Annotated in this window: 21 protein-coding genes and 1 tRNA gene; 3 read left to right on the forward strand and 19 right to left on the reverse strand. The window is 70.0% G+C overall.

Annotated elements, in window-relative coordinates; translation table 11 throughout:
* Positions 1-67 precede the first annotated feature (67 nt).
* The 4 genes from ABFY20_RS11380 to ABFY20_RS11395 all read right to left on the reverse strand — a co-directional run bounded on the left by ABFY20_RS11380 (position 68) and on the right by ABFY20_RS11395 (position 5563).
* Positions 68-3019, reverse strand: coding sequence for an AAA family ATPase (locus ABFY20_RS11380; RefSeq protein WP_368496366.1), 2952 nt, complete (start codon positions 3017-3019; stop codon positions 68-70).
* Between the two features lie 2 nt (positions 3020-3021).
* Positions 3022-3246, reverse strand: coding sequence for a hypothetical protein (locus ABFY20_RS11385; protein ID WP_368496367.1), 225 nt, complete (start codon positions 3244-3246; stop codon positions 3022-3024).
* Positions 3247-3420: 174 nt separating this feature from the next.
* The gene (locus ABFY20_RS11390; RefSeq protein WP_368496368.1) at positions 3421-4065 is read right to left on the reverse strand and encodes a PadR family transcriptional regulator; all 645 of its coding nucleotides are present in this window, start codon (positions 4063-4065) and stop codon (positions 3421-3423) included.
* Between the two features lie 127 nt (positions 4066-4192).
* A complete protein-coding gene (locus ABFY20_RS11395) occupies positions 4193-5563 on the reverse strand; it encodes an NtaA/DmoA family FMN-dependent monooxygenase (RefSeq protein WP_368496369.1) in 1371 nt (456 codons plus the stop codon).
* Positions 5564-5637: 74 nt separating this feature from the next.
* On the opposite strand from ABFY20_RS11395, the gene ABFY20_RS11400 reads away from it, so the two are divergent.
* A complete protein-coding gene (locus tag ABFY20_RS11400) occupies positions 5638-6249 on the forward strand; it encodes a helix-turn-helix domain-containing protein (protein WP_368496370.1) in 612 nt (203 codons plus the stop codon).
* Between the two features lie 65 nt (positions 6250-6314).
* Here ABFY20_RS11400 and ABFY20_RS11405 read toward each other — a convergent pair.
* The 10 genes from ABFY20_RS11405 to rplU all read right to left on the reverse strand — a co-directional run bounded on the left by ABFY20_RS11405 (position 6315) and on the right by rplU (position 13260).
* Positions 6315-6390 (reverse strand) — tRNA-Ala (locus ABFY20_RS11405).
* 79 nt (positions 6391-6469) lie between these two features.
* Positions 6470-6841 carry a ribosome silencing factor gene (gene rsfS / locus ABFY20_RS11410; RefSeq protein ID WP_368496371.1) on the reverse strand — a complete coding sequence of 124 codons (372 nt, stop codon included), beginning with the start codon at positions 6839-6841 and terminating at the stop codon, positions 6470-6472.
* A 22-nt stretch (positions 6842-6863) separates the two neighbouring features.
* The gene (locus ABFY20_RS11415; protein ID WP_368496372.1) at positions 6864-7985 is read right to left on the reverse strand and encodes a hypothetical protein; all 1122 of its coding nucleotides are present in this window, start codon (positions 7983-7985) and stop codon (positions 6864-6866) included.
* On the reverse strand, positions 7982-8614 hold the full coding sequence (gene nadD, locus ABFY20_RS11420; protein WP_368496373.1) for a nicotinate-nucleotide adenylyltransferase: 633 nt from the start codon (positions 8612-8614) through the stop codon (positions 7982-7984). The genes ABFY20_RS11415 and nadD overlap by 4 nt, the downstream gene beginning before the upstream one ends.
* 10 nt (positions 8615-8624) lie before the next feature.
* Positions 8625-8849, reverse strand: coding sequence for a hypothetical protein (locus tag ABFY20_RS11425; RefSeq protein ID WP_171704557.1), 225 nt, complete (start codon positions 8847-8849; stop codon positions 8625-8627).
* Positions 8850-8890: 41 nt separating this feature from the next.
* Complete coding sequence (locus ABFY20_RS11430; RefSeq protein ID WP_368496374.1) at positions 8891-10204, reverse strand: glutamate-5-semialdehyde dehydrogenase; 1314 nt, start codon at positions 10202-10204, stop codon at positions 8891-8893.
* 23 nt (positions 10205-10227) lie between these two features.
* A complete protein-coding gene (gene proB, locus ABFY20_RS11435; RefSeq protein ID WP_368496375.1) occupies positions 10228-11061 on the reverse strand; it encodes a glutamate 5-kinase in 834 nt (277 codons plus the stop codon).
* Positions 11058-12566, reverse strand: a complete 1509-nt coding sequence (gene obgE, locus ABFY20_RS11440; protein WP_368496376.1) for a GTPase ObgE — start codon at positions 12564-12566, stop codon at positions 11058-11060. Before obgE ends, proB begins: the two co-directional genes overlap by 4 nt.
* A gap of 111 nt (positions 12567-12677) precedes the next feature.
* Positions 12678-12938: a 50S ribosomal protein L27 gene (gene rpmA / locus ABFY20_RS11445; protein ID WP_368496377.1), complete on the reverse strand. Its 261-nt coding sequence runs from the start codon at positions 12936-12938 to the stop codon at positions 12678-12680.
* 13 nt (positions 12939-12951) lie between these two features.
* Positions 12952-13260, reverse strand: a complete 309-nt coding sequence (rplU, locus tag ABFY20_RS11450; RefSeq protein ID WP_171704552.1) for a 50S ribosomal protein L21 — start codon at positions 13258-13260, stop codon at positions 12952-12954.
* A 155-nt stretch (positions 13261-13415) separates the two neighbouring features.
* Here rplU and ABFY20_RS11455 point away from each other — a divergent pair, with 155 nt between their 5' ends.
* The gene (locus tag ABFY20_RS11455; RefSeq protein WP_368496378.1) at positions 13416-13706 is read left to right on the forward strand and encodes a DUF4031 domain-containing protein; all 291 of its coding nucleotides are present in this window, start codon (positions 13416-13418) and stop codon (positions 13704-13706) included.
* Between the two features lie 62 nt (positions 13707-13768).
* Here the strand turns inward: ABFY20_RS11455 and ABFY20_RS11460 are convergent, their stop codons facing one another.
* Positions 13769-16495: an Rne/Rng family ribonuclease gene (locus ABFY20_RS11460; RefSeq protein ID WP_368496379.1), complete on the reverse strand. Its 2727-nt coding sequence runs from the start codon at positions 16493-16495 to the stop codon at positions 13769-13771.
* Between the two features lie 291 nt (positions 16496-16786).
* Here ABFY20_RS11460 and ABFY20_RS11465 point away from each other — a divergent pair, with 291 nt between their 5' ends.
* Positions 16787-17401, forward strand: a complete 615-nt coding sequence (locus ABFY20_RS11465) for a vitamin K epoxide reductase family protein (protein ID WP_368496380.1) — start codon at positions 16787-16789, stop codon at positions 17399-17401.
* A gap of 3 nt (positions 17402-17404) precedes the next feature.
* Here the strand turns inward: ABFY20_RS11465 and ndk are convergent, their stop codons facing one another.
* From ndk to ABFY20_RS11485, 4 genes are read right to left on the reverse strand one after another with little or no spacing between them, the layout of a single operon-like run.
* Positions 17405-17827 carry a nucleoside-diphosphate kinase gene (gene ndk / locus ABFY20_RS11470; RefSeq protein WP_368496381.1) on the reverse strand — a complete coding sequence of 141 codons (423 nt, stop codon included), beginning with the start codon at positions 17825-17827 and terminating at the stop codon, positions 17405-17407.
* 25 nt (positions 17828-17852) lie between these two features.
* Positions 17853-18227 (reverse strand): DUF4233 domain-containing protein, encoded by a 375-nt coding sequence (locus ABFY20_RS11475; protein ID WP_368496382.1) that lies wholly within the window; start codon positions 18225-18227, stop codon positions 17853-17855.
* On the reverse strand, positions 18224-19687 hold the full coding sequence (locus tag ABFY20_RS11480) for a folylpolyglutamate synthase/dihydrofolate synthase family protein (RefSeq protein ID WP_368496383.1): 1464 nt from the start codon (positions 19685-19687) through the stop codon (positions 18224-18226). The genes ABFY20_RS11475 and ABFY20_RS11480 overlap by 4 nt, the downstream gene beginning before the upstream one ends.
* Entirely contained in the window at positions 19680-23129 is a 3450-nt protein-coding gene (locus tag ABFY20_RS11485; protein ID WP_368496384.1) for an isoleucine--tRNA ligase, read from the reverse strand. The genes ABFY20_RS11480 and ABFY20_RS11485 overlap by 8 nt, the downstream gene beginning before the upstream one ends.
* Between the last annotated feature and the right edge of the window lie 193 nt (positions 23130-23322).

Here is a 23322-nt window from a genome sequence, read left to right on the forward strand (position 1 = left end):
GCCGCGACGAGCTCGGCACGGCGTGAGGAGTCTGGACGAACTGAGGGTCCGCGAACCGGACCCGCGGTTAACGCGCGGTGAACGAGCGGGCGAGGAAGGCCGCCTCGGTGCGGGTCGAGGTGTTCGTCTTGCGCAGGATGTTCGAGACGTGGACGCTCGCTGTCTTGACGCTGATGAACAACGTCTCGGCGATCTGGCGGTTGCTGAGGCCCTGGGCGAGCAGGTCGAGCACCTGACGCTCGCGGTCGGTGAGATCGTCTTCGACCGTGCGCACGGCTGCCCCACCACCAGAAGCGCCACCACCGCCAGCCGCCCCACCGACCGGACGCACGAGCCCCACCCGTCGCTCGAGGTCGTCGACGCGGCGCACGACGAGGCCGAGCCCGATCGTCTCGGCGGCGAGGCGTGCCCGTTCGGCGACGACCCGGGCCGCCGCGCGGTCGGAGGCTCCCGCCAGCGCCTCGGCGAGCCGGAGCAGTGCGTAGGGCTGCACCTGCGCGGGAACCCCGGGGCCACCGGCGGCGTCGACTGCCGCCTCCCACAGCCCGCAGTCGTCGCCCCGGTGCCGCTCCCCGCCCACCTCAGCGGCGATGACCGCGAGGTAGGCGGGAGCGGTCGGCCACTCCGCGACGTCGGCGCTCCACGCTGCGACGCGCTGCTCGAGCTCGCCGAGGTCGACGTCGGTGCCCGGCCCCAGTCGATCCGACCCGCCGCGCGCCGCCCCGATGACGCGCGCGGCGGTCGCGAGCAGCGGCAGGTCGTAGGGCGGGAAGGTTCGCACTCTCCCTGGCGCGAGAAGCGGTTCCAGCTCGCGCCAGGCGGCTGAGACGTCTCCTCCGGCCAGGGCGATCTCGGCAGCGACACGGGCGAGGCCGAGCCGCGACTGGGCGTCGATGCGCAACTGGAGGCCGAGGGCGGCGCGCCACGAGCGGAGAAGTCGCTCGGCGAGCTGCAGCTCCCCCGACCACAGCGTGGCTTCGAGCTTGATGCGCTGCAGGTGCGCGCTGAAGCCGATGGGCGGATCGAGTTCGAGCGCCCGGTCGAGCACCGCCTCGGCCTTCTGCGTCTGACCGAGGGCGAACAGCGGGGCGACGACGTTGGAGAGCAGGATGGCGCCCGACGTGCGTTCGACCCCGCGCTCGCGCGCTCGCGCGGCCCCGGCCTCGGCGATGCGCACCGCCTCGTCGAAGCGCCCGAGCAGGTACATCGCGTCGGAGAGGTTCACCTGGTGACGCAGCTCCGCCGAGTCGTTGCCGCCGGCGAGCTCGCCGGCGAGCTGCAGATCGGCGAGGCCGTCGTCGACCCGGCCGAGGCAGAGCTTCGAGAAGCCACGGATGTTCGCGGCCACCGACATGCGGGCTTTCGACCCCACGTGGTCGGCCTCGGCGAAGGCGTCGTCGGCGGTGCGCACGGCGTCGGCGAACCGGGCGTCGAGCATGAGGCGGGCGGCGAGCTCACCCAGCACGTTGGCCCGCAGCACGCTGCGTTCCGTGCCCCCGATGACCTCGAGCGCCTGCCGCAGGAGTTCGACCGAGCCCGACTGCCCCAGGTTGGCGAGGTACGACGCCTTGTCCCGCAGCAGTCGGGCGTACACGTCGGGCGACCCGGCGCTGTCGCAGGCGGTGAGCGCTTCGTCGACGAGAGCGATGGCACGCTCGCTCTCGCCGGCGTTGCGCAGCGTGTAGGCGGTCTCGCCCAGCAGGTCGACGCGGCTTCGGCCGGCGAGCCGCTCGGCGTCGGGAACACGCGGCCACAGCTCGAGCGCGCGTTCGCCCATGAGCGCCGCCGTGGAGTTGGCGAAGGCACCGCGGGCCTGATCCATCGCCGTGAGCGAGGCGCTGAACGCCGCCTCGAGGTTGTGCGCAGCCATCCAGTGGTAAGAGACGGCACTGGCGTCGACCCGCGACCCGCCTTGACGCCCCTCGAGCGCCTCGGCATAGCGGGTGTGGAAGCGCATGCGCTCACCGGGGAGCAGCTCGTCGTGCACGGCCTCGCGCACGAGGGCGTGCCGGAAGGCGTAGGCGGTGTCGTCGACGACGAGCACGCGCGCCTGCACGGCCTCCCGCGCCGCGTCGTCGATGGTGGCGGCGTCGTCGTCGCTCACGGCGGAGAACAGCTCGTGCTCGACCCGGGCGCCGCCGGCGGCGAGCAGACGGAGGAAGCGCTGCGCGGGTTCGCTGAGGGTCTCGTAGCGGGCGAGGAGGATGTCACGGAGGGTGTCGGGCAGCGCGTCGACGGTGTCGAACTCGCAGCCGAGGATCTCCTCGATGAAGAACGGCACCCCGTCGGTGCGCTGCACCACGACGGTGAGGTCGGCGGCGCCGAGCGGGCTCCCCAGGAGAGCCGTCGAGAGCTGCCGCACCTGACGTCTCGTCAGCCGCGGCAGCTCGCGCCGGGAGACCCTCCGGCTGCGGTCGAGCTCGGGAATCCAGCTGCGCAGTGGATGGCCCCGGCCCAGCTCGTCGCTTCGATAGGTGACGACGAACAGCACACGTGCGCTCTCGAGCACCCGGACGAGGAAGCGGAGGAGGGCGAGCGTGGCGCTGTCGGCCCAGTGCAGGTCTTCGACGACGACCACGAGCGGGTGCGCGCTCGAGACCCCGCCGAGAACCCCCGCCACCGCGTCGTACAGCCGGTCGGCACCGCCTCGGGCCGCAGCCGCGGGATCGTCGGCGACGGGTGCGAGTTCGGGCATCAGCACGCTCAGGGCTTCGGCGGCCGCGCCCGCCGCCTCGCGCACCGCATCGACACCGACCGCGCCCACCAGTGCGCGCAAGACCGCGACCACGGGGGCGTAGGGCGGAGCATCCCGGTCGAGGTCGATGCACTGGCCGCGCAGCACGAGGGTGTCGGCCGGCACCGAGGCGAGGAACTCGGCCACCAGCCTGGTCTTGCCGATGCCGGCCTCACCGCTCACCACCACGGTGCGGGTGTTCGCCGCCCTCGCATCGGCGAGAGCACCGACGAGCGATTCCAGGTCGTTCTCGCGCCCGACGAGCGAGGGACTGGTGCTCTGCATGCCTACATCGTGCCACCGGCCGCCGACATCCGGCGCGCGGCTCTGTGGGCGCCGTGGCGCGCTCTCGGCGACGGGGTGCGCCCACCCCGCGGCGCAGCCTGCGGCACCGCCGACGCGCCGTCCGCCTGCTGCCGCTCCGCCTGCATCCGGCGCCGCTCGAGCTCCTCGGTGAGGCGCTCGACCTCGGCCTCGTAGAGCCAGGGGAAGGAATACTCGCTGATCATCACGGCGACCGCCGCCTCTCTCGTCTCGGTGGATCCGACGACTCGAGAGTGCGCTCTAAGACGGTGGGGCGGAATCGGGCAGACGCCTTATCCGCGACCTCAGAGAGAGGTTCGGTGACCGCGCGGGTGTTGCCGCGCGGGTGTTGCCGCGCGGCCGCTCTGTCAGCTCGGGCGGGCTCAGTCGGCGAGGATGAGGTACAGCGCGCGCCGCGCCTCGTCGAGCTTCTCGGTGGCCTGGGCGCGCTGCTCGTCGGTGGCGGCGAAGCGGAACTGCTTCACCACACCCATGAGCTTCGCGAGGCTGGTGTGGAACTCCGTCTCGGCGGCCGAGGTGCCCGCGGTGGCCTGCCACGCCTTGGCCAGCTCGTCGGCGTGATCGGCCACGTAGGCGCGGCCCGTGTCGCTCAGCTCGAACTCGGTGCGGCGACCGTCGCCCGTGGCGACGATCAGCTCCTCGTCGACGAGCTGCTGAAGGGTGGGGTAGACCGAGCCGGGGCTCGGGCGCCAGACTCCCCCGGTCTTCTCGGCGATGGCCTTGATGAGGCCGTAGCCGTTGGAGGGCGCGTCGGCGAGCAAGGAGAGGATGGCGCTGCGCACGTCGCCGCGACTCGCGCGCTGGGGGCCGCGGGGGCCGAAGCCCGGGCCGAAACCGCCGAATCCGGGCCCGCCGGGGCCGAATCCGCCGGGGCCGAAGCCGGGGCCGCCGTGGCCACGCGGTCCGCGCTCGAAGCCGGCGAAGCGCTGGCGGCGGGCCGGCCGCTCGGCGCGGTCGTGATCGTGGTGGTGGTGCGGGAAAGAGGTGTCGTCGTTGATACGTCGCATGATGCGTTCGCCTTTCTGTCGGTGTGAAATCCATGTCGCGATCGTTCGCGATGGATCAACGATATATCGCTATGTTCCACCGGTCAACTCAAAGATATATCGCCGACATAACGCATGCATCCACTTCTCACCGCCCCGCGCGGAACCGATACCCCCTATGCGTCTCGGGCAGGTGCGCCGTGCCCTCGGGGAACAGCCGCTCGCGCAGCGTCTCCCCCTGCGGCTCCGGCGCCATCAGACCGCGGGCCCGCAGTTCGGGCAGCACGTACTCGATCAGGTCGTCGTAGGTACCCGGGGTCATATGCGGCTGGATGAGGAACCCGTCGACTCCCGTCGCCGCGACGAACTCCTCCACCTGGTCGACGACCTCCGCCGCCGAACCGACGAACACACTGCCGTTGATGCCGGTGCGGCGGAAGTTCTCGAGAACCTCCTTCACGAGCGGGGCGGGCCTGCCGTCCTTCCCCAGGTAGCGCTCGAGATTCGACTGCCCCATCTGCGTCGAGGTCTGGGCGATCGGCAGCTCGGGATCGAGCGCGAGCAGATCGATGCCGGTGTTGCCGGCGTAGATGGCCGCCGCCCCCTCCGGGGTGGACATCGCGAGCATCTCGTCGTGCGTCGCCCAGGCCTCCTCGCTCGTCGCTCCGGTGAGGAACAGTGCGCCCACGAGCACCTTGATGGAGTCGGCGGGCCGGCCCGCAGCGACGGCGCTCTCGCGGATTCCCCGCACGTTCGCCGCGACCGTCGCGGGCTCGCCCCCGCCGACGAACACGGCCTCGGCGTTCCGGCCCGCGAACTCGCGGCCCCGCCCCGACGCGCCCGCCTGCACGAGCAGCGGCGTGCGCTGGGGGGAGGGAGGCAGGTTGAGGATGCCGTCGGTGCGGAAGTAGGGGCCTTCGTGGTGCACGAGGTGGACCTTGGCCGGATCGGCGTAGAGGCCCGCCTCCTTGTCGAGCACGAGGGCGTCGTCCTCCCACGAGCCCTCCCAGAGCGTCAGGCTCACGTCGACGTAGTCGTCGGCCATGTCGTACCGCACGTCGTGGGCGATGAGCTCCCTGCCCATGAGCGCGGCGGCCGTCGCCCCCGACGATCCGGTCACGATGTTCCACCCGATGCGCCCCTTGGTGAAATGGTCGAGGGTCGCGAACCGCCGCGCGTTCGCCGCCGGCGGTTCCACGGTGGTGGACGTGGTGAGGATGAAGCCGAGGCGCTCCGTGACCGCGGCGAGGGCGGAGACGAGCGGCATCGGATCGCCGTGCGGGATGCCCCGGCCCTCGCGCACGGACGCGTCGATCAGCTCTCCGCCGAGCGCAGGGAAGCCGTAGCTGTCGGCGAGGAACAGGAAGTCGAGCCCTGCCTCGTCGAAGGTCTTCGCCAGCGCGATCCAGTGCTCGAGGCTGGTGAAGTCGCTGGAACGGTCGTCGGGATGCTGCCACGCCGAGCCGACGGTGCCGTTCGGCCCGATGTACTGGAAGATTCCGAAGAGAAGGGGGCTCATGGGATATTTATGTCACAAATATTTTGCGCCGATGTTTCGCAGCGTTTCGCGCAGGTGACGAAAGGCAGGGCACCATGACCTCCACCACGACTGCGCCGTCCTCGGCACCGCTCGACGACGAGGCTGTCGCCATGGGCACGCGCATCCGTGCTCTGCGCCGTGAGCGGGGCCTGACGCTCGTGCAGCTGGCGCGCCTCTCGGCCATGTCACAACCGTTCCTCAGCCTGGCCGAGCGTGGTCACGCCCGCCTCAGTCTCGCCTCGATGGCGCGCATCGCGAGGGCTCTCGAGGTGCCCCCAGGCTCGCTCCTGGCACGCGAACCCGAGCGGCGCGTCTCGGGGATCGGCATCGATGTCGTGGCGACCGTCGAGCCGCGCGCCCCCGTGGGCGAGCGAACCGTGTGGCAGCTCGCACAACTGCCCGGCGGGCTGTTCGGCACCGAGTTCTGGGGGCGCGACCCCGAGTTCGGCGAGTACGCCGTGCACGAGGAGGACGAGTTCCTCTACCTGCTCGACGGGCGACTGGAGGTGGCGCTCGATGACGGCACCGTGCATCCGCTCGCCCCCGGCGACACCATGGCCCTCGCCGCCGGCACAGCCCACGCCTGGCGTTCCGCCTCCCCCGCCGGCTACCGCGTCGTGACCGTCACCTCCGGCGCGCCACGCAGTCCGCACGCGACGAGATAGAGCGCGAACCGGAGAACACGAAAGCCCCGGTCGAGAGGTATTCTCGGCCGGGGCTTCGGTGTCGCTGGTGGACCCGAGGGGATTCGAACCCCTGACCCCCTGCATGCCATGCAGGTGCGCTACCAACTGCGCCACGGGCCCATTTTCATGGGCGTCGTTCCCGCCTCCGGCGGAAACAACTTGTCTAGGTTACTACATGACGGAGCGTGCTCGTGACCAATCAGCCCTCTTCGACCGAAATCGCCAGAGGAACGACCGGGCAGTCCTTCCAGAGGCGCTCGAGCGAGTAGTACAGGCGGTCTTCTTCGTGGAAGACGTGCACGACGAGGTCGCCGAAGTCGAGCAGGATCCAGCGGCCGTCGGCCATGCCCTCCTTGCGGATGGCCTTGGCGCCCAGCTCGGCGAGCTTGTCCTGCACCTCCTCGGCGATGGCGATCACGTTGCGCTCGTTGCGCCCCGAGGCCAGCAGGAAGACGTCGGCGAGGGGCAACGGGCCGGAGACGTCGAGGGCGACGATGTTCTCGGCCTGCTTGGAGTCGGCAGCTGACGCTGCAGTCTGGGCGAGTTCGATGGAACGAGTGGAAGCAGTCACGAAGACTTTCTGGTCGGCCGGTCTAGAAGACCCGGAAGACGAAGACGGCGAGGAGCAGGCTCACCACGCCGACGGCGAGGACGGCGGCGGTGACCGCCAGCACCACGGGGGCGTTGGCGCGAGCCCGCTTGGGAGGAGCGATGATCGAGGTCGACGAGGTGTTCGTGCTGATGGCGCGTGCCGCGCTCACCGGCGCCACGTCGGAGCCGCCCTGTTCGGTCTCGGAGCGCTCGATGAGCGAATCGAGATCGTTCGACTCGAGGCCCGAGGCGGGAGCGCCGAGGGCACCGAAGCTCGGCGGCAGGTCGATCGAGCCGGTGATGATGACCTCGCCCGTCTCGTCGAGCGCCGTCCCCACGTCGCTCGAACCCGGCACCGTGGGCAGCACGAGGGCGCTGGTGGTGGAGATCGAGTTCGTGGCAGCGGTGTTGCGAAGGGTCAGCAGGTCGTCGAACGACGAGGGCAGCTGGTCGCCCGCCGACGGCGAACGGTCGCTCGGGCTCCGGAACTGGGCACCGAGCGGGGCGGTGGGCGGCGTTGCGGGCTTCGCGGTGTCGGCGGGGTCGACGGCCTCGTCGATCACCATCTCCTCGACCACGGCGGCGTGCGAGTCGGTCTCGCTGACCGAGATGATCTCGACCTGCTCGTCGTCGTCGCTCGAGGCGGAACGAGGGGCGGCGATGACCGTGTCGGTGAGCGGCACGATGTCGATGACCGGCTCGGCCTGCGAAGCGGGCTCGGGGTCGTCGACGGCCTCGTCGTCGGAGACGACCTCGGGGATGATGGTGTCTTCGACCTCGTCGCGGGCAGGCTCCTGGGTCGTGGACTCGTGGGCCGTGGACTCGGGCGCCGCGGGCTCCTCGGCAGCGGATTCCCCGGCCGAAGCCTCGGCGGCGGCGGGAGCCTCGGCGGCGGGCGGCCCCTGGTGACGGTACGCGCGACGGGAACCCATCTCCGACGGGGCGTCGCCGCCCCCGGCGGGAACGCCGCTCTCCGCGGCCTCGCGAGCCGACTCCGCCTTGCGGGCGGCCTCGGCCTCCTCGGCCGCCTTGGCGTCGGCCTCGCGCTCCTTGCGCGGCTTCTGCCGCTCCAGCTCACGCAGCTGACGCCGTGTGAGCGGCTGCTCCTCGTGGGACGAACTCATTCAACACTCCGATATAGATGGTGCTTGGTGATGTACTGAACGACACCGTCGGGTACCAAGTACCACACCGGAAAACCCCGGCCGACCCGGCCGCGACAGTCAGTGGACGATATCGCAAGCGCCGGAACTTCCAAATAGCTTACGTCCTGGCGCGGCAAAGACGAAATGGCGAAGGTGTGACCGGGCCGGGAGACCGCCACGAAATGAGCGAGATCCCACAGCTCGTCGACGTCTTTCCAGTTGAGGATCTGGGCGATCGCATCCGCGCCCGAGATGAAGAACAGGTCGGCGTCGGGGTGAGCCGCCTGCAGGTCGCGCAGGGTGTCGATGGTGTAGGTGACCCCGCCGCGGTCGATGTCGACCCGGCTCACGGTGAAGCGCGGGTTCGACGCCGTGGCGATGACCGTCATCAGGTAGCGGTGCTCGGCCGGCGTGACCGGCTCCTTGTGCCAGGGCCGCCCCGTCGGCACGAAGACCACCTCGTCGAGCTCGAACGAGGTCGCCACCTCGCTCGCGGCCACCAGGTGCCCATGGTGGATGGGGTCGAAGGTTCCACCCATCACGCCGATGCGCTGGCGCCGTCGCCCCGCATCAGGATGCTCGCCCGTCTCGGGCGAATCGTTCGTCATTCCGAGACGGTCAGTGGTCTGCGCCCGTGCGGTCTGCGTGCCCGTGCACGTCGTGGGTGGAGGCGTAGCGCGCCGACTTCTGCGGGTGGCGGTTCGCCACACCTCGGTAGCTCCAGGTGACGAAGGCGAGCGCGACGAAGATGACGGCGGCGACGAGTCCGAACACGATCGGAGGGAACGGGAGCTCGATCGGCACGTCGACGGCTTCCGCCACAACACTCATCAGAACTGACATCACTTCTCCTGCTTTCGAGTCGAACGCCTCTTACGATACCGCTATCGGCGCGCCTGTCCTGAACCGCGCACCAGCCATTTGGTGCTGGTGAGCTCGGGAAGGCCCATCGGGCCCCTGGCGTGGAGCTTCTGGGTCGAGATCCCGACCTCCGCTCCGAAGCCGAACTCCCCGCCGTCGGTGAAGCGCGTCGAGGCGTTCACCATCACGACGGCGGAGTCGACCTCGTTGAGGAAGCGTTCGGCGTTGCCGAGGTCGTTCGTGATGATCGACTCGGTGTGGTGGGTGGAGTAGCGGCGGATGTGCTCCATGGCCTCGTCGATGTCGCCGACGACGCGCACCGCGAGATCGAGGCTCATGTATTCGGTGGCCCAGTCGTCTTCGGTGGCGCCCACCGCATCCGGGAACAGGGCGAGTGCCTCGGCGTCGGCGTGGATCGTGACGCCTGAGTCGCGCAGCCGCGAGAGCACCGGCCCGAGCAGCCGCGATGCTGCGTCACGGTGCACCAGGAGGGTCTCGAGCGCGTTGCAGACGCTCGGGCGCTGCACCTTGGCGTTGTGCACGATATCGACCGCCCACTCCTCGTTCGCCGAGGCGTCGAGGAACACGTGCACGACCCCCGCACCGGTCTCGATGACGGGCACCTTCGACTCGGTGACCACGGTCTCGATGAGCTGGGCGCTGCCCCGCGGGATGAGCACGTCGACGGCACCCCTCGCGCGCATGAGGCGGGTGGCGCCGTCGCGGCCGAACTCGTCGATGGTCTGCACGGATGCGCGGGGCAGCCCCACCGACTCGAGGGCACCCTGGATGAGCGAGACGAGCACGCGGTTGCTGTTCTCGGCAGCCGAACCGCCGCGCAGCACCACCGCGTTGCCGCTCTTCAGGGCGAGCGACGCGATGTCGACGGTGACGTTCGGCCGCGCCTCGTAGATGGCGCCGACCACACCGAACGGCACCCGCACCTGGTCGATGCGCACGCCGTTCTGCAGGCGGCTGCCACGCACGCTCTCCCCCACCGGATCGGTGAGCGCGATGATCTCGCGCACGGCTGCGGCGAGGCCGGCGAGCCGCGACGCGTCGAGGCGCAGGCGGTCTTGGAGGGCAGCGGAGAGCCCGTTCTCGCGGCCGTTCGCGAGGTCGAGCTCGTTGGCGGGCACGATCTCGTCGGCACCCGACTCGACGGCGGCGGCGATGGCCTCGAGCGCCCGGTTCTTCTGCTCCGTCGTGACGGTGGCGAGCACGATCGACGCCTCGCGCGCCGCCGCGAGCTTCTCGTCGAAACCCTGGGCCGGCGCAGCGGTCTCCGCCGAAGGCGAGGATGCGGCAGGGGTCATCACGGCAGTGCTCTCAGACATGCTGGGATTCTACCGGCCACTCCTCACCCGAGGGCGATGGAACCCGTGGCGGAGGGCTCGCGCATCAGCGAGGCGGGTTCGAACCAGGTGCCGATGTCGGCACCCGAGAGGGCCTCGGCGACGTTCGCGGTGGAGGTGACGAGCACGGCGGTGCCGGCGGCGGCGGCGAGCCGTGCGGCCGACACCTTGGTGGCTGCGCCGCCCGTGCCGACGCCGGCCGCGCCGATGTCGCCGAAGGTCACCCCGGCGAGCTCGTCGCCGACAGGCACGGTCTCGATCTTCACCGCGCCGGGCTCCTGCGGCGGGCGGGTGTAGAGCGCGTCGACGTCGGAGAGCAGGACGAGCGCATCCGCCCCGACCAGCTGCGACACGAGGGCCGCGAGCCGGTCGTTGTCGCCGAAGCGGATCTCGTGCGTGGCGACGGTGTCGTTCTCGTTGACGATGGGCAGGATGCGGAGACCGAGCAGGCGGTCCATCGCGCGCTGCGCGTTCGAGCGGTGGGTGGGGTTCTCGAGGTCGCCGGCCGTGAGGAGCACCTGGCCCGCGGTGATCTCGTAGCGCCGCAGGCTGTCCTGATAGCGGAAGACGAGGATGTTCTGGCCCACCGCCGCGGCAGCCTGCTGGGTCGCGAGGTCGCTGGGGCGGGCGTCGAGCTTCAGGTAGGGCATGCCCGTCGCGATGGCTCCCGACGACACCAGGATGACCTCCGTGCCGCGCGCGTGCGCGGCGGCCAGCGCATCGACGAGCGGTGCGATCTGGCCCGCGTTCGCCCCGCTGATCGACGAGGAGCCGACCTTCACCACGACACGGCGGGCGGTGGGGATCTCGGAGCGGGAGCGCAGGGAGGCGCGGGTCATTCCTCGTCCTCGTCGTTCCACAGCCCGGCATCGCGCTCGCGCACGAGCTCGGCGCGGGCCTCGGCCTTGGCATCCATGAGGTCGTGGTACTCCTCACGGCGCTGACTGCTGGTGCGGCGGTGGTTCGGGTCGAGGCGCGGGTCGGAGCCACGAGGACTCGTGACGAGTTCGGCGGTGGAGGTGAGAGTGGGCTCCCAGTCGAACACGACGCCGTTGCCCTCGCCGATGATCACGGCGGAACCCGCGACGGCGCCGGCCTTGAACAGGCCGTCTTCGACACCGAGCTTGGCGAGCCGGTCGGCGAGGAAGCCGACCGCTTCGTCGTTCGTGAAGTCGGTCTGCTGCACCCAGCGCTCGGGTTTGGCCCCGATGACGCGGTAGACGTTGCCGTGGGTGCCGCCCTCGACACGGATCGTGAAGCCCGCCTCGTCGACGGCGCGGGGCCGGATGACGATGCGCGTGGGCGCCGGCTCCTCCGCCGCCTTCGTGCGAGCCGCCTCGACGAGCTCGGCGAGGGCGAACGACAGCTGCCGCAGACCCTCGTGGCTCGCGGTCGAGATCTCGAACACGCGGTAGCCGCGCGCCTCGAGCTCGGGCTTGACGAACTCGGCCAGCTCGCGCGCCTCGGGCACGTCGATCTTGTTCAGCGCGATGAGCTGCGGGCGCTCGAGCAGGGGAACCTGGCCCTCGGGAACCGGGTAGGCACCCAGCTCGCCCAGGATGACGTCGAGGTCGCTGATGGGGTCGCGGCCCGGTTCGAGGGTGGCGCAGTCGAGCACGTGCAGCAGCGCGCTGCAACGCTCGACGTGACGGAGGAACTCGAGCCCGAGGCCCTTGCCCTCGCTCGCGCCCTCGATGAGGCCGGGTACGTCGGCGACCGTGTAGCGCACGGAGCCGGCCTGCACCACGCCGAGGTTGGGGTGGAGCGTCGTGAACGGGTAGTCGGCGATCTTCGGCTTCGCGGCCGAGAGGGCGGCGACGAGGCTCGACTTGCCCGCCGAGGGGTAGCCCACGAGCGCCACGTCGGCGACGGTCTTGAGCTCGAGCAGCACATCGCCCTGCCAGCCCTCGGTGCCGAGCAGCGCGAAGCCGGGCGCCTTGCGCTTGGTGGTGGCGAGGGCCGCGTTGCCGAGCCCGCCGTGGCCGCCCTCGGCGACGACGAAGCGCATGCCGGGCTCGACGAAGTCGACGAGCTCGGTGCCCTCCGGCGTCTTCACGACAGTGCCCACGGGCACGTTCAGCACGAGTTCTTCGCCGTTGGCTCCGGCACGGTGGTCGCCCATGCCGGGCCCGCCGTTCTGCGACGACACGTGGGGGTGCCGGTGGAACCCGAGGAGGGTGGTGGTGTGGGCATCGCTGACGAGAACGATGTCGCCGCCGTGGCCGCCGTTGCCGCCGTCGGGGCCTGCCAGCGGCTTGAACTTCTCGCGGCGCACCGAGACGCAGCCGTTGCCCCCGTTGCCCGCCCTGAGGTGCAGGGTCACGTTGTCGACGAACGTCACCATGACGGGTTCCTCACACTCTCTGATCGACGGGCAGACGCGTCGGCGTGCCCGGGGGAAAACGAAAGCAGGGGTGGGCGATCAGCCCACCCCTGCTCGAAGCGTTCGTCGCGACTACTCGGCAGCCGCTGCGACGATGTTGACGACCTTGCGGCCGCCCTTGGTGCCGAACTCGACCGAACCGGCCGAGAGGGCGAACAGCGTGTCGTCGCCGCCACGGCCGACGTTCACGCCGGGGTGGAAGTGCGTACCGCGCTGACGGACGAGGATCTCGCCCGCGAGGACGACCTGGCCGCCGAAGCGCTTGACACCCAGACGCTGAGCGTTGGAGTCACGACCGTTGCGAGTGGAGCTCGCACCCTTTTTGTGTGCCATCTGCCTGTGATCCTTACTTGATTCCGGTGACCTTGACGCGGGTGAGCTCCTGGCGGTGGCCCTGGCGCTTCTTGTAACCGGTCTTGTTCTTGAACTTCTGGATGACGATCTTCGGGCCGCGGAGGTCTTCGAGAACCTCGGCCGTGACCTTCACCTTCGACAACGACGTGGCGTCGGAGGTGATCTTGTCACCGTCGACGAGCAGCACGGCTGCCAATTCGATGTTGCCCTCGGCGTTCGCCTTGATGCGGTCGAGTGTGACGATCGTGCCGACCTCGACCTTTTCTTGACGGCCACCGGCGCGCACAACTGCGTAAACCAATTTACGTACCTAACTCTTCAGGGTGATTCGAAAGCGCGATCTGCGACGCTTGGAAGTCTTGGCGTTCTGAAGAGCGATGCTCTAAGCACACCAGCGGTCAAGCTTACATGAAAGCGTGATTTCGGTCAAAGCAACACGGGTGGGATACTCGGTGCGTGACCGTGCTGATCGACAACCCCATGTGGCCAGCCCACGGTACCATCTGGGGTCACCTCGTCAGCGACGAATCGCTGGAGGAGCTGCATTCCTTCGCCGAATCGGCGGGACTTCCGCCGCGCAGCTTCGACCTCGACCACTACGACGTGCCGGTGGATCGCTACGACGAACTCGTCGCCGCCGGCGCCGTTCCGGTGAGCTACCGCGACCTCGTGGTACGGCTGCGGGCGAGCGGGCTCCGCGTGCGCGGCAGAGACCGTGGGCAGCGGAAAGGCCGGTCCGCGCACTGAGCGCGAACCGGCCTTTCGCCGAGTGGTGACGGTGTCCCGGCCTCACGGCCGGCCCTGGGGCGTCAGGAGTCGGTCGACTCCACCGGAGCCGACACCGCGGCCGTCGACACGCGACGGCTGCGCGAGCGACCCTGGCCCGGCTCTTTGGGTGCGGGCAGTGCGTCGAGCACCGAGTCGAGCAGGCTCGACGCGTCGTGCGCGCTCACCCGCGGCGCCCGCGCGGCCTTCGCCACGGGGATGTCGAGGATGGCGATGGGCTCGTCGCTCTGCGGCGCGGCCTCGGCGGCGGAGCGCGTCTCGGCGGCGTCGGACGCGGCAGGAGCAGCGGTCGACCCCGACTCGGGAGCGGCGGCAGGCGCCGGTGACGACGCTGCGGCGTCGTCGCCGCGCCCGTGCCGCGACTTGCGACGACGCGACGAGCTCGATGCCGCCTTCTGCGCGTCGGCGTTCTTCGCCGGCGCACCGGACTGCTCGGCGGGCGCAGACTCCGTCACCGTGTCGCCGGCGGGCGCCGCAGTCTCGGCCGCGGGCGCTTCGACCGGTGCGGCAGCGGCGTCCTTCTCGGCGGGTGCGTGGTGCGCCGCCGCGGCGATCGTGCTCGCCGCGATCTGCGCCAGCGCGTTCTTGGCGTCGTCGGTGATGGCGTGGGTGCCGCCGTTGCTGTTCGACGACCCCGCCGACGACGAGCCGTGCGAGTGCCCGCTGCCGCCGCCGGAGCCATTCGACCCCTGGCCGCCGCGACCACGTCGGCTGTTGCCACCGTTCTGGCTGCCGCCGGAGGACTGGCCCCCGTTGCCGCCCGAGCGGTGCTTCACGACCGGGTCGTGGTGAACGATGATGCCGCGGCCGGCGCAGGTCTCGCAGGGCTCGCTGAACGACTCCAGGAGCCCGAGCCCGAGCTTCTTGCGGGTCATCTGCACCAGGCCGAGCGAGGTGACCTCGGCCACCTGGTGCTTGGTGCGGTCGCGGCTCAGGCACTCCACCATGCGGCGGAGCACGAGATCGCGGTTCGACTCGAGCACCATGTCGATGAAGTCGACGACGATGATGCCGCCGATGTCGCGCAGGCGGAGCTGCCGCACGATCTCCTCGGCCGCCTCGAGGTTGTTCTTCGTGACGGTCTCCTCGAGGTTGCCGCCCGAGCCGACGAACTTGCCGGTGTTCACGTCGACGACGGTCATCGCCTCGGTGCGGTCGATCACGAGCGAGCCACCCGACGGCAGCCAGACCTTGCGGTCGAGGGCCTTCTCGATCTGCTCGCTGATGCGGAACTCGTCGAAGGCGTCGCGGTCGCCCTCGTACTTCTGCACGCGGTCGAGCAGGTCGGGTGCCACGGCGGCGAGGTAGTTCTCGATGGTGGCCTGCGCGTCGTCGCCCGAGATCACCATGCGGTGGAAGTCCTCGTTGAACACGTCGCGCACGATCTTGATGAGCAGGTCGGGCTCGGAGTGCAGCAGATGCGGTGCCTGCTGCTTCTTGACCTGCTCGCTGATGTGGGCCCACTGCGAGGTGAGACGGTTCACGTCGAGGGTCAGCTGCTCCTCGGTGGCGCCCTCGGATGCGGTGCGCACGATGACGCCGACGTTCTCGGGGAGCACCTCCTTCAGGATGCGCTTCAGGCGGGCACGCTCGGTGTCGGGGAGCTTGCGCGAGATGCCGTTCATCGAACCGTTCGGCACGTACACCAGGTAGCGGCCGGGCAGGCTGACCTGGCTGGTGAGCCGGGCGCCCTTGTGGCCGACGGGGTCTTTGGTGACCTGCACGAGAACGGTGTCGCCCGACTTGAGGGCCAGCTCGATGCGGCGCGGCTGCGAACCCTTGCCCTCGGATGCTCCTGCCGCCGCCTCCCAGTCGACCTCGCCGGAGTAAAGCACCGCGTTACGACCGCGGCCGATGTCGACGAAGGCGGCCTCCATGCTGGGGAGCACGTTCTGCACCCGGCCGAGGTAGACGTTGCCGATGAGCGAGGCGTCTTGCGCCTTCGCCACGTAGTGCTCGACCAGCACGCCGTCCTCGAGCACGCCGATCTGGATCTTGTCGTTCTTCGCCCGCACCACCATCACGCGGTCGACGGCCTCGCGGCGGGCGAGGAACTCGGCCTCGGTGACCACGGGGCGGCGGCGGCCGGCGTCGCGGCCGTCGCGGCGGCGCTGCTTCTTCGCCTCGAGCCTCGTCGAACCCTTCACCCGCTGCGGCTCGGTGATGAGCTCGGGCTCGCGCGGCGTGCGCACCTTGACGACGGTGTTCGCGGGGTCGTTGTCTCCGCCGCGCGGCTCCTCGCCGGAGCGACGGCGCGAACGGCGCCTGACCGAGCCCTCCTGGTCGTCGCGATCGGGCCGGTCGTCGCGCTCCCGCGGGGGCAGGGGCGGCAGATCGGGCAGGTCGGGGGCCTGGAAGAACAGCGAGGTCGTGCTGAGCGCACGGGGCGCCGACGACGTCGTGCCACCCACCGCATCCAGCGCCGAGGCGGCCGGAGCCGAGAACGGCGCAAGGCCGGGCTGGTCGTCGTGCTCGGGGGCGAGCACGACCGGTGCCTCCACCTCACCGATGCCGGCTTCGGGCTCGGTCGACCCGGGCTCGGCCGGCCCGGGCGCGGTCGGCTCGGTCGTGACCGGGGCCGCGGGCTCGACGGGCGCGGCCTGCTCCACCGCGGTCACCTCGGGCCCGGCCGGCGGAGCCGACTGCTCCGGCTTCTTCACCGAGCGGCGTCCGCCGAAGAGCCGCTTGCGCCGCCCCGTTCCTTCTTGGTTGTTCGAATCGCTGCCATTGTGTGAATTCTTCTCCACCATCTCTGGTGCACTCCTTGCCAGCCGGTGGCCCGGGGCCTCCGGCAGGTACTCTCGCGAGCGAGGCTCCGCTTCGCGGAACACCTCGCCGAACCATCTCATGCGCCGGGCGGGCGTCGTGCCCTCCGCGGTCGCTCTGTCTGTGAACACCGGCGGTGTTCGAATCGGGTCGGAGCGCCTGTCGGCGGCCGCCCGATAAGTCTTCTCGGCATCCGCGACCAGCGCGGACACCTTCCAGCGATTATCGCACGCATTCCCAGATCGGTCGTGAAGGCCCCGTGCAATAATCCCTAGGTGCCAGCCGAGACCTCTGCCTCCCGCCGCCCGATCGGCCTCGCGATCTTCCTCGTCGTGGCCGGTGTGCTGGGCTGGTTCGCGTCGTTCGATCTCACGCTGGAGCGCATCGAGACGCTGATCGATCCGAGCTACGTGCCGAGCTGCAACATCTCACCGCTCGTCACCTGCGGCCCCAACATGGCGAGCCCCCAGGGAGCGCTGTTCGGGTTCCCCAACCCGATCATCGGCGTGGCGGCTTTCGTCGCACCGATCGTGGTGGGCGTCGCCATCCTCGCCGGGGCCCGGTTCGCGAAGTGGTTCTGGGTGATCTTCAACCTCGGCTTCGCGCTGGCGCTGTGGTTCGTGATCTGGCTGATGATCCAGTCGATCTTCGTGCTCGGCACCCTCTGCCCCTACTGCATGCTGGTGTGGAGTGTCGTCATACCGCTGTTCTGGTACGTCACGGCCTACAACCTCAAAGAGGGCAACTTCGGCAACCGGGGCGCGAGCCGCGAGATCGCGGCGATGGCTTACCCCTGGGTGTGGACGCTGGTGCTGCTCAGCTACCTCGCGGTCGTGGTGATGGCGCAGCTGCGCCTCGACGCCATCACCACGATCCTGCAGACGCTCTAATTCCTAGGCGAACCAGAGGGCGAGCTCGCGCTCGGCCGACTCGGGCGAGTCGCTGCCGTGCACGAGGTTCTGCTGCACGGCGAGGCCCCAGTCGCGCCCGAGGTCGCCACGGATCGTGCCGGGAGCCGCGTTGGTGGGGTCGGTGGTGCCGGCCAGCGAGCGGAAGCCCTCGATCACGCGGTTGCCCGCGATGCGGAGTGCCACGACGGGGCCCGACTCCATGAACTCGACGAGCGGCTCGTAGAACGGCTTGCCCTGGTGCTCCTCGTAGTGGGCGGCGAGCAGCTCGCGCTCGGGCTGCAGCAGCTTCACGTCGACGAGCTGGTAGCCCTTGGCCTCGATGCGGCGGAGGATCTCCCCGGTGAGGTTGCGGGCGACGCCGTCGGGCTTGATGAGAACGAGGGTTTCTTCGACGTGAGTGGTCATGACCACGAGCCTACCGAAACCGAGCTCAGCGTTCTTCGGTCTGCTCCGCCCCCTGGGCGGCTGCGAAGGCGGCCTTCTGGCGGTCGATCTGGCCGCCCTTGATCATGCAGAACGCGTAGAGCCCGATGAACACCACGGCGACGATCGCGAGCATCGGAACCAGGATGCAGGTGGCCGCGATCACCGCCTGCAGCGCCCATCCGAGCGCGTAGCCCCAGCGGTAGCGCAGCAGCACGGTGCTCGCGAGCAGCAGCACGCAGAGCACGGCGCCGCCGCCCAGCGCGAGCGGAGCCGGGAGGATCTTGAGGCCGAAGATGACGAGCGCCGCGAAGAACATGACGACCGACTCGAAGCCGAGCACGATCGCCCCGAGGCTCTGGCGAACGGAACCGCCTCTCACTTCCATTCCTCCTGCGCGGCGATGCCGATGACTTCGCCCACCAGGGTGATCGAGCCCGTGACGAGCACCGCTCCCTGCTCGGTCTCCCCCGCGAGTTCGCGCGCCTGGTCGAGCGCATCGCGCAGATCAGTCTCGACCACGACCCGTTCGGCACCGGCGACGGCCACCACGGTGGAGGCAAGCTCGTCGGGGTCGATCGCGCGGTCGGACGAGGAGGTGGTCACGACGAACTCGTCGACGACGGGGTCGAGGGCCCTGATGATGCCCGCCACGTCTTTGTCGGCCAGCACGGCGACGACCGCGACGACCTTGTCGAAGGTGAAGAACTCCTTCACGGCCCCCGCGAGGGCCTCGGCACCACCCGGGTTGTGCGCAGCGTCGACGAGCACGGTCGGCTCCGTGCCGACCAGCTGCAACCGGCCGGGCGAGGTGACCGTGGCGAAACCCTCGGTGAGCACGTCGTCGACCAGCGGCTGGCTGCCGCCGCCGAGGAACGACTCCACCGCGGCGACCGCGACCGCCGCGTTGTGTCCCTGGTGCGTGCCGTAGAGCGGGAGGAAGAGCTCCTCGTACCGGCCGGCGAGCCCCCGGATGGAGACCAGCTGACCTCCGACCGCCACGGTCGAGCTCTCCAGCGCGAACTGCTCGCCCTCGACTGCCAGTGTCGACTCCGACAGCTCGGCGGCCCGGGCCAGTTCTGCCAGCGCACCGGCGGGCTGGAGGGCGGAGACCACCTGGGCAGCGGGCTTGACGATGCCCGACTTCGTGCGGGCGATCTCCTCGACGGTGTTGCCGAGCCGAGCGGTGTGGTCGAGCGAGATGGGCGTGAACACGGCGACCTGACCGTCGGCGACGTTGGTGGAGTCCCACTCGCCGCCCATGCCGACCTCGATGACGGCGACGTCGACGGGTGCTTCGGCGAAGCTCGCGAAGGCCAGCACCGTGAGCGCCTCGAAGAAGGTCAGCCGCGGCTCGCCCGCCGCCTCCAGCTCGCCGTCGACGAGTTCGAGGAAGGGCTCGATGTCGCGCCAGTTCGCCGCGAGCGCCTCGTTCGAGATGGGCCGGCCGTCGATCATGATGCGCTCGTTGAGGCGCTCGAGGTGTGGGCTGGTGAACAGGCCGGTGCGGAGGCCGTAGGCGCGCAGGATGCTCTCGGTGATGCGGCTGGTCGAGGTCTTGCCGTTGGTGCCGGTGAGGTGGATGACCGAGTACGCCCGCTGCGGGTCGCCGAGCAGCTCGACGGCGCGGCGGGTGGCGGAGAGCCGCGGTTGGGGGGCGGCCTCCCCGAGCCGGGCGAGCAGGGCCGCGTAGACGGCGTCGCCCTCCTCGACGAACTCGTCGGGCGCGTCGAGACCGACGGCGTCGAACTCGTCGCCCTCGCCCTCACCGTCACGCGACTCGGGGTCGTTCGGGTCGTCGGCCGGGGGGCCGAAGTCTCCTCCGAAGAACTGGTCAGACATCTCGGGTCACCGACTTCCGGCTCAGGGCGATCACGAATTCGTCGGCGTTGGCGTACTTGCCCGCACCGACCCGGGCGAAGCTCTCGGGCGAGGAGTGGACCACGGCGGGCAGCCACTCCGACGCGAGCACGTCGCGATAGCCCTCGAGCGCGGCGGCGTCGGCGGGCGACCGCACCGCGAACGAGGTGGCGAGCGTCTCCCCGGCCACGTCGACGGAGGCGAGGGCGGTGCGCACCGCATCCGCGTCCGCATCCGAGAAGAACACCAGGTCGAGCGCGATGCGGTCGCTCACGTCGAAGCCAGCCGACTTGCGGGCCTCCTGCACGGCACGGATGACGTCGCGCGCGAGCCCCTCGCCCTCGAGCTCGGGCGTCAGGGTGGTGTCGAGCAGCACGAAGCCTCCGCCCGGCAGCAGGGCGAGCGCGGTGGAGGAGCCGGGGCCCTCGGCGTCGGCCTCGCCGAGCGAGGCCTCCAGCACGAGCTCGTACTCCCCCGCCAGCAGCTGGATGCCGCCGGCGGTGACCACGCCGTTCTCCTCGCTCCACTGCCCGTCGCGGGCCGCCTTGATGGCCTGCTGCACCTGCTTGCCGAGACGCGGGCCGGCCACCCGGGCGTTCACGGTGAGCTTCGAGGTGATGCCGAACTCGGCGGCGCTGGTGGCGCTCTGCTCGACGACGGTCACGCTCTTCACGTTGAGCTCGTCGCGCAGGATCGACTCGAACTGCGCAAGCGACTCGGCGCCGTCGGCGACGATGGTGAGGCCCGCCAGCGGCAGCCGAACCCGCAGGCCGTTGAGCTTGCGGAGCGACAGCACGGTCGACGAGATGGAGCGCACCGTGTCCATGGTGTGCACGAGGCCGGGGTCGGCCGGGAAGAGGTTCTCGTTCGGCCAGTCGGTGAGGTGCACGCTGCGGCCGCCGGTGAGACCCTTCCACATGGCGTCGGAGACGAGCGGAATGAGCGGGGCGGCGACTCGGGTGACGGTCTCCAGCACGGTGAACAGGGTGTCGAACGCGTCCCTGTCGTCACCCGACCAGAAGCGGTCACGCGAGCGTCGCACGTACCAATTCGTGAGCACGTCGGCGAAGTCGCGCAGCTTCGCCGAGGCGAGCGTCGCATCCAGCCCCTCCAGATCGGCCGTGACCGACTGCACCAGCTCCCGCGTCTTGGCCAGGAGATACCGGTCGAGCACATCCGTGGAGTCGGTGCGCCACACTGCCTCATAGCCCCCCTCCTGCGCGCTGTTCGCGTAGAGGGTGAAGAAGTAGTACGTGCTCCAGAGCGGCAGCAGCAGCTCGCGCACGCCCTGCCGGATGCCCTCCTCGGTCACCACCAGGTTGCCGCCGCGCAGCACCGACGACGACATGAGGAACCAGCGCATCGCATCCGAGCCGTCGCGGTCGAACACCTCCGACACGTCGGGGTAGTTGCGCAGCGACTTCGACATCTTCTGCCCGTCGGAGCCCAGCACGATGCCGTGGCTGATGACGTTCTTGAACGCCGGCCGGTCGAACAGCGCGGTGGAGAGCACGTGCATCACGTAGAACCAGCCACGGGTCTGCCCGATGTACTCCACGATGAAGTCGGCGGGGCTGTGGGTGGCGAACCAGTCCTCGTTCTCGAACGGGTAGTGCACCTGGGCGAACGGCATCGAACCCGAGTCGAACCAGACGTCGAAGACGTCCTCGATGCGGCGCATCGTGGAACGGCCCGTCGGGTCGTCGGGGTTCGGGCGGGTGAGCTCGTCGATGAACGGGCGGTGCAGGTCAGGCTGCCCCTCGCGGTTCAGCGGGAGCCGCCCGAAGTCGGCCTCGAGCTCGGCCAGCGAGCCGTAGACGTCGACGCGCGGGTACTCGGGGTCGTCGCTCTTCCAGACCGGGATGGGCGAGCCCCAGTAGCGGTTGCGCGAGATCGACCAGTCGCGGGCACCGGAGACCCACTTGCCGAACTGCCCGTCCTTGACGTTCTCGGGAACCCACTCGATCTGCTGGTTGAGCTCCTCCATGCGGTCGCGGATGGTCGTGACGCGCACGAACCAGCTGGAGACCGCCTTGTAGATGAGCGGGTTGCGGCAGCGCCAGCAGTGCGGGTAGCTGTGCTCGTAGCTCGCCTGGCGCAGCAGCCGTCCCTGCGCCTTGAGCAGCTGGGTGAGCGGCTTGTTGGCGTCGAAGACCTGCAGGCCCTCGACGTCTCTCACGGTGGAGAGGAACCGGCCGCCGTCGTCGACGGAGATGATGACGGGGATGCCTGCAGCCTCGCAGACCTTCTGGTCTTCCTCACCGTAGGCGGGGGCTTGGTGCACGATGCCGGTGCCGTCGGTGGTGGAGACGTAGTCGGCGACGAGGATCTGCCAGGCGTTCTGCGTTCCCCACTTCTCGGCGTCGGCGTAGTAGTCCCAGAGGCGGTCGTAGGCGACGCCCTCGAGCTGGCGGCCGGTGATCGTGCGGGTGACTGCGGCACGGGCGTCGTCGGCAGAGTCGTAGCCGAGGTCTTTGGCGTAGTTGCCGACGAGGTCGAGGGCGAGGAGGTACTCGGCGCCGAGAACGGTGATCGAGCCGGTGCCGGTGCCCACGCCCGGGCTGCCTGCGGTCGCCTCGGCGGTCTCTCGCGAGACCTCGGTGTCGGCCGTACCGTTCGGCCCGGCGGGCACCACGGCGTACTCGATGTCGGGCCCGACGGCGAGGGCCAGGTTGGTGGGCAGGGTCCAGGGGGTGGTGGTCCAGGCGAGGGCGCGCACGGCGGTGAGGCCGAGCGCCTCGGCACGCGAGCCGACGAGCGGGAAGGTCACCGTCACCGTCTGGTCCTGACGCATCTTGTAGACGTCGTCGTCCATCCGCAGCTCGTGGTTCGACAGCGGCGTCTCGTCTTTCCAGCAGTACGGCAGCACGCGGTAGCCCTCGTAGGCGAGACCCTTCGTGTGCAGTTGCTTGAAGGCCCAGAGCACGCTCTCCATGTAGGTGATGTCGAGGGTCTTGTAGTCGTTGTCGAAGTCGACCCAGCGGGCCTGACGGGTGACGTACTCCTGCCACTCCTTCGTGTACTGCAGCACGGAGCGGCGGCTGGCGTCGTTGAAGACCTCGACGCCCATCTCCTCGATCTGGCTCTTCTCGGTGATGCCGAGCTGCTTCATGGCCTCGAGCTCGGCGGGGAGGCCGTGCGTGTCCCACCCGAAGCGCCGGTCGACCTTCTTGCCGCGCATGGTCTGGAATCGCGGGAAGACGTCTTTGGCATAACCGGTGAGCAGGTGCCCGTAGTGCGGCAGGCCGTTCGCGAACGGCGGGCCGTCGTAGAACACCCACTCGGGTGCGCCCTCGCGATGACGGATCGACTCGCGGAAGGTGTCGTCGCCCTTCCAGAACGCGAGCACGCCCTTCTCGACCGCGGGGAAGCTCGGCGAGGGAACGACGGAACTGAAGTCGTCGGAGTCTTTGGGGTACGTCATGGTTCTCCTGGAAGGCCGGTGTCTGCTGCCTGTTCCACGAGGACGGCGGTCGCCCGCCGTGGTACCACCTCGCTTGCCACCCGCTGCTCGCGCCTCGGTCGACCGCTCGTTCATAGGCTGTGACGGGCCCGACCCGTTCGGTTCTACTGGGCCCCGGTCTCCCGGTGCCGTTCTTCCGAAGACTCCCCGGTGA

The sequence above is a fragment of the Herbiconiux sp. A18JL235 genome (assembly GCF_040939305.1).
Lineage (GTDB): Bacteria > Actinomycetota > Actinomycetes > Actinomycetales > Microbacteriaceae > Herbiconiux.

What these genes read in the sequence shown, in the direction of transcription:
- ABFY20_RS11380 (WP_368496366.1), bottom strand. Translation starts at nt 3,019, where the DNA reads ATGCAGAGCACCAGTCCCTCGCTCGTCGGGCGCGAGAACGACCTGGAA.
- ABFY20_RS11390 (WP_368496368.1), bottom strand. Translation starts at nt 4,065, where the DNA reads ATGCGACGTATCAACGACGACACCTCTTTCCCGCACCACCACCACGAT.
- ABFY20_RS11395 (WP_368496369.1), bottom strand. Translation starts at nt 5,563, where the DNA reads ATGAGCCCCCTTCTCTTCGGAATCTTCCAGTACATCGGGCCGAACGGC.
- ABFY20_RS11400 (WP_368496370.1), top strand. Translation starts at nt 5,638, where the DNA reads ATGACCTCCACCACGACTGCGCCGTCCTCGGCACCGCTCGACGACGAG.
- ABFY20_RS11415 (WP_368496372.1), bottom strand. Translation starts at nt 7,985, where the DNA reads ATGAGTTCGTCCCACGAGGAGCAGCCGCTCACACGGCGTCAGCTGCGT.
- nadD (WP_368496373.1), bottom strand. Translation starts at nt 8,614, where the DNA reads ATGACGAACGATTCGCCCGAGACGGGCGAGCATCCTGATGCGGGGCGA.
- ABFY20_RS11425 (WP_171704557.1), bottom strand. Translation starts at nt 8,849, where the DNA reads ATGTCAGTTCTGATGAGTGTTGTGGCGGAAGCCGTCGACGTGCCGATC.
- ABFY20_RS11430 (WP_368496374.1), bottom strand. Translation starts at nt 10,204, where the DNA reads ATGTCTGAGAGCACTGCCGTGATGACCCCTGCCGCATCCTCGCCTTCG.
- proB (WP_368496375.1), bottom strand. Translation starts at nt 11,061, where the DNA reads ATGACCCGCGCCTCCCTGCGCTCCCGCTCCGAGATCCCCACCGCCCGC.
- obgE (WP_368496376.1), bottom strand. Translation starts at nt 12,566, where the DNA reads ATGGTGACGTTCGTCGACAACGTGACCCTGCACCTCAGGGCGGGCAAC.
- rpmA (WP_368496377.1), bottom strand. Translation starts at nt 12,938, where the DNA reads ATGGCACACAAAAAGGGTGCGAGCTCCACTCGCAACGGTCGTGACTCC.
- ABFY20_RS11460 (WP_368496379.1), bottom strand. Translation starts at nt 16,495, where the DNA reads ATGGTGGAGAAGAATTCACACAATGGCAGCGATTCGAACAACCAAGAA.
- ndk (WP_368496381.1), bottom strand. Translation starts at nt 17,827, where the DNA reads ATGACCACTCACGTCGAAGAAACCCTCGTTCTCATCAAGCCCGACGGC.
- ABFY20_RS11480 (WP_368496383.1), bottom strand. Translation starts at nt 19,687, where the DNA reads ATGTCTGACCAGTTCTTCGGAGGAGACTTCGGCCCCCCGGCCGACGAC.
- ABFY20_RS11485 (WP_368496384.1), bottom strand. Translation starts at nt 23,129, where the DNA reads ATGACGTACCCCAAAGACTCCGACGACTTCAGTTCCGTCGTTCCCTCG.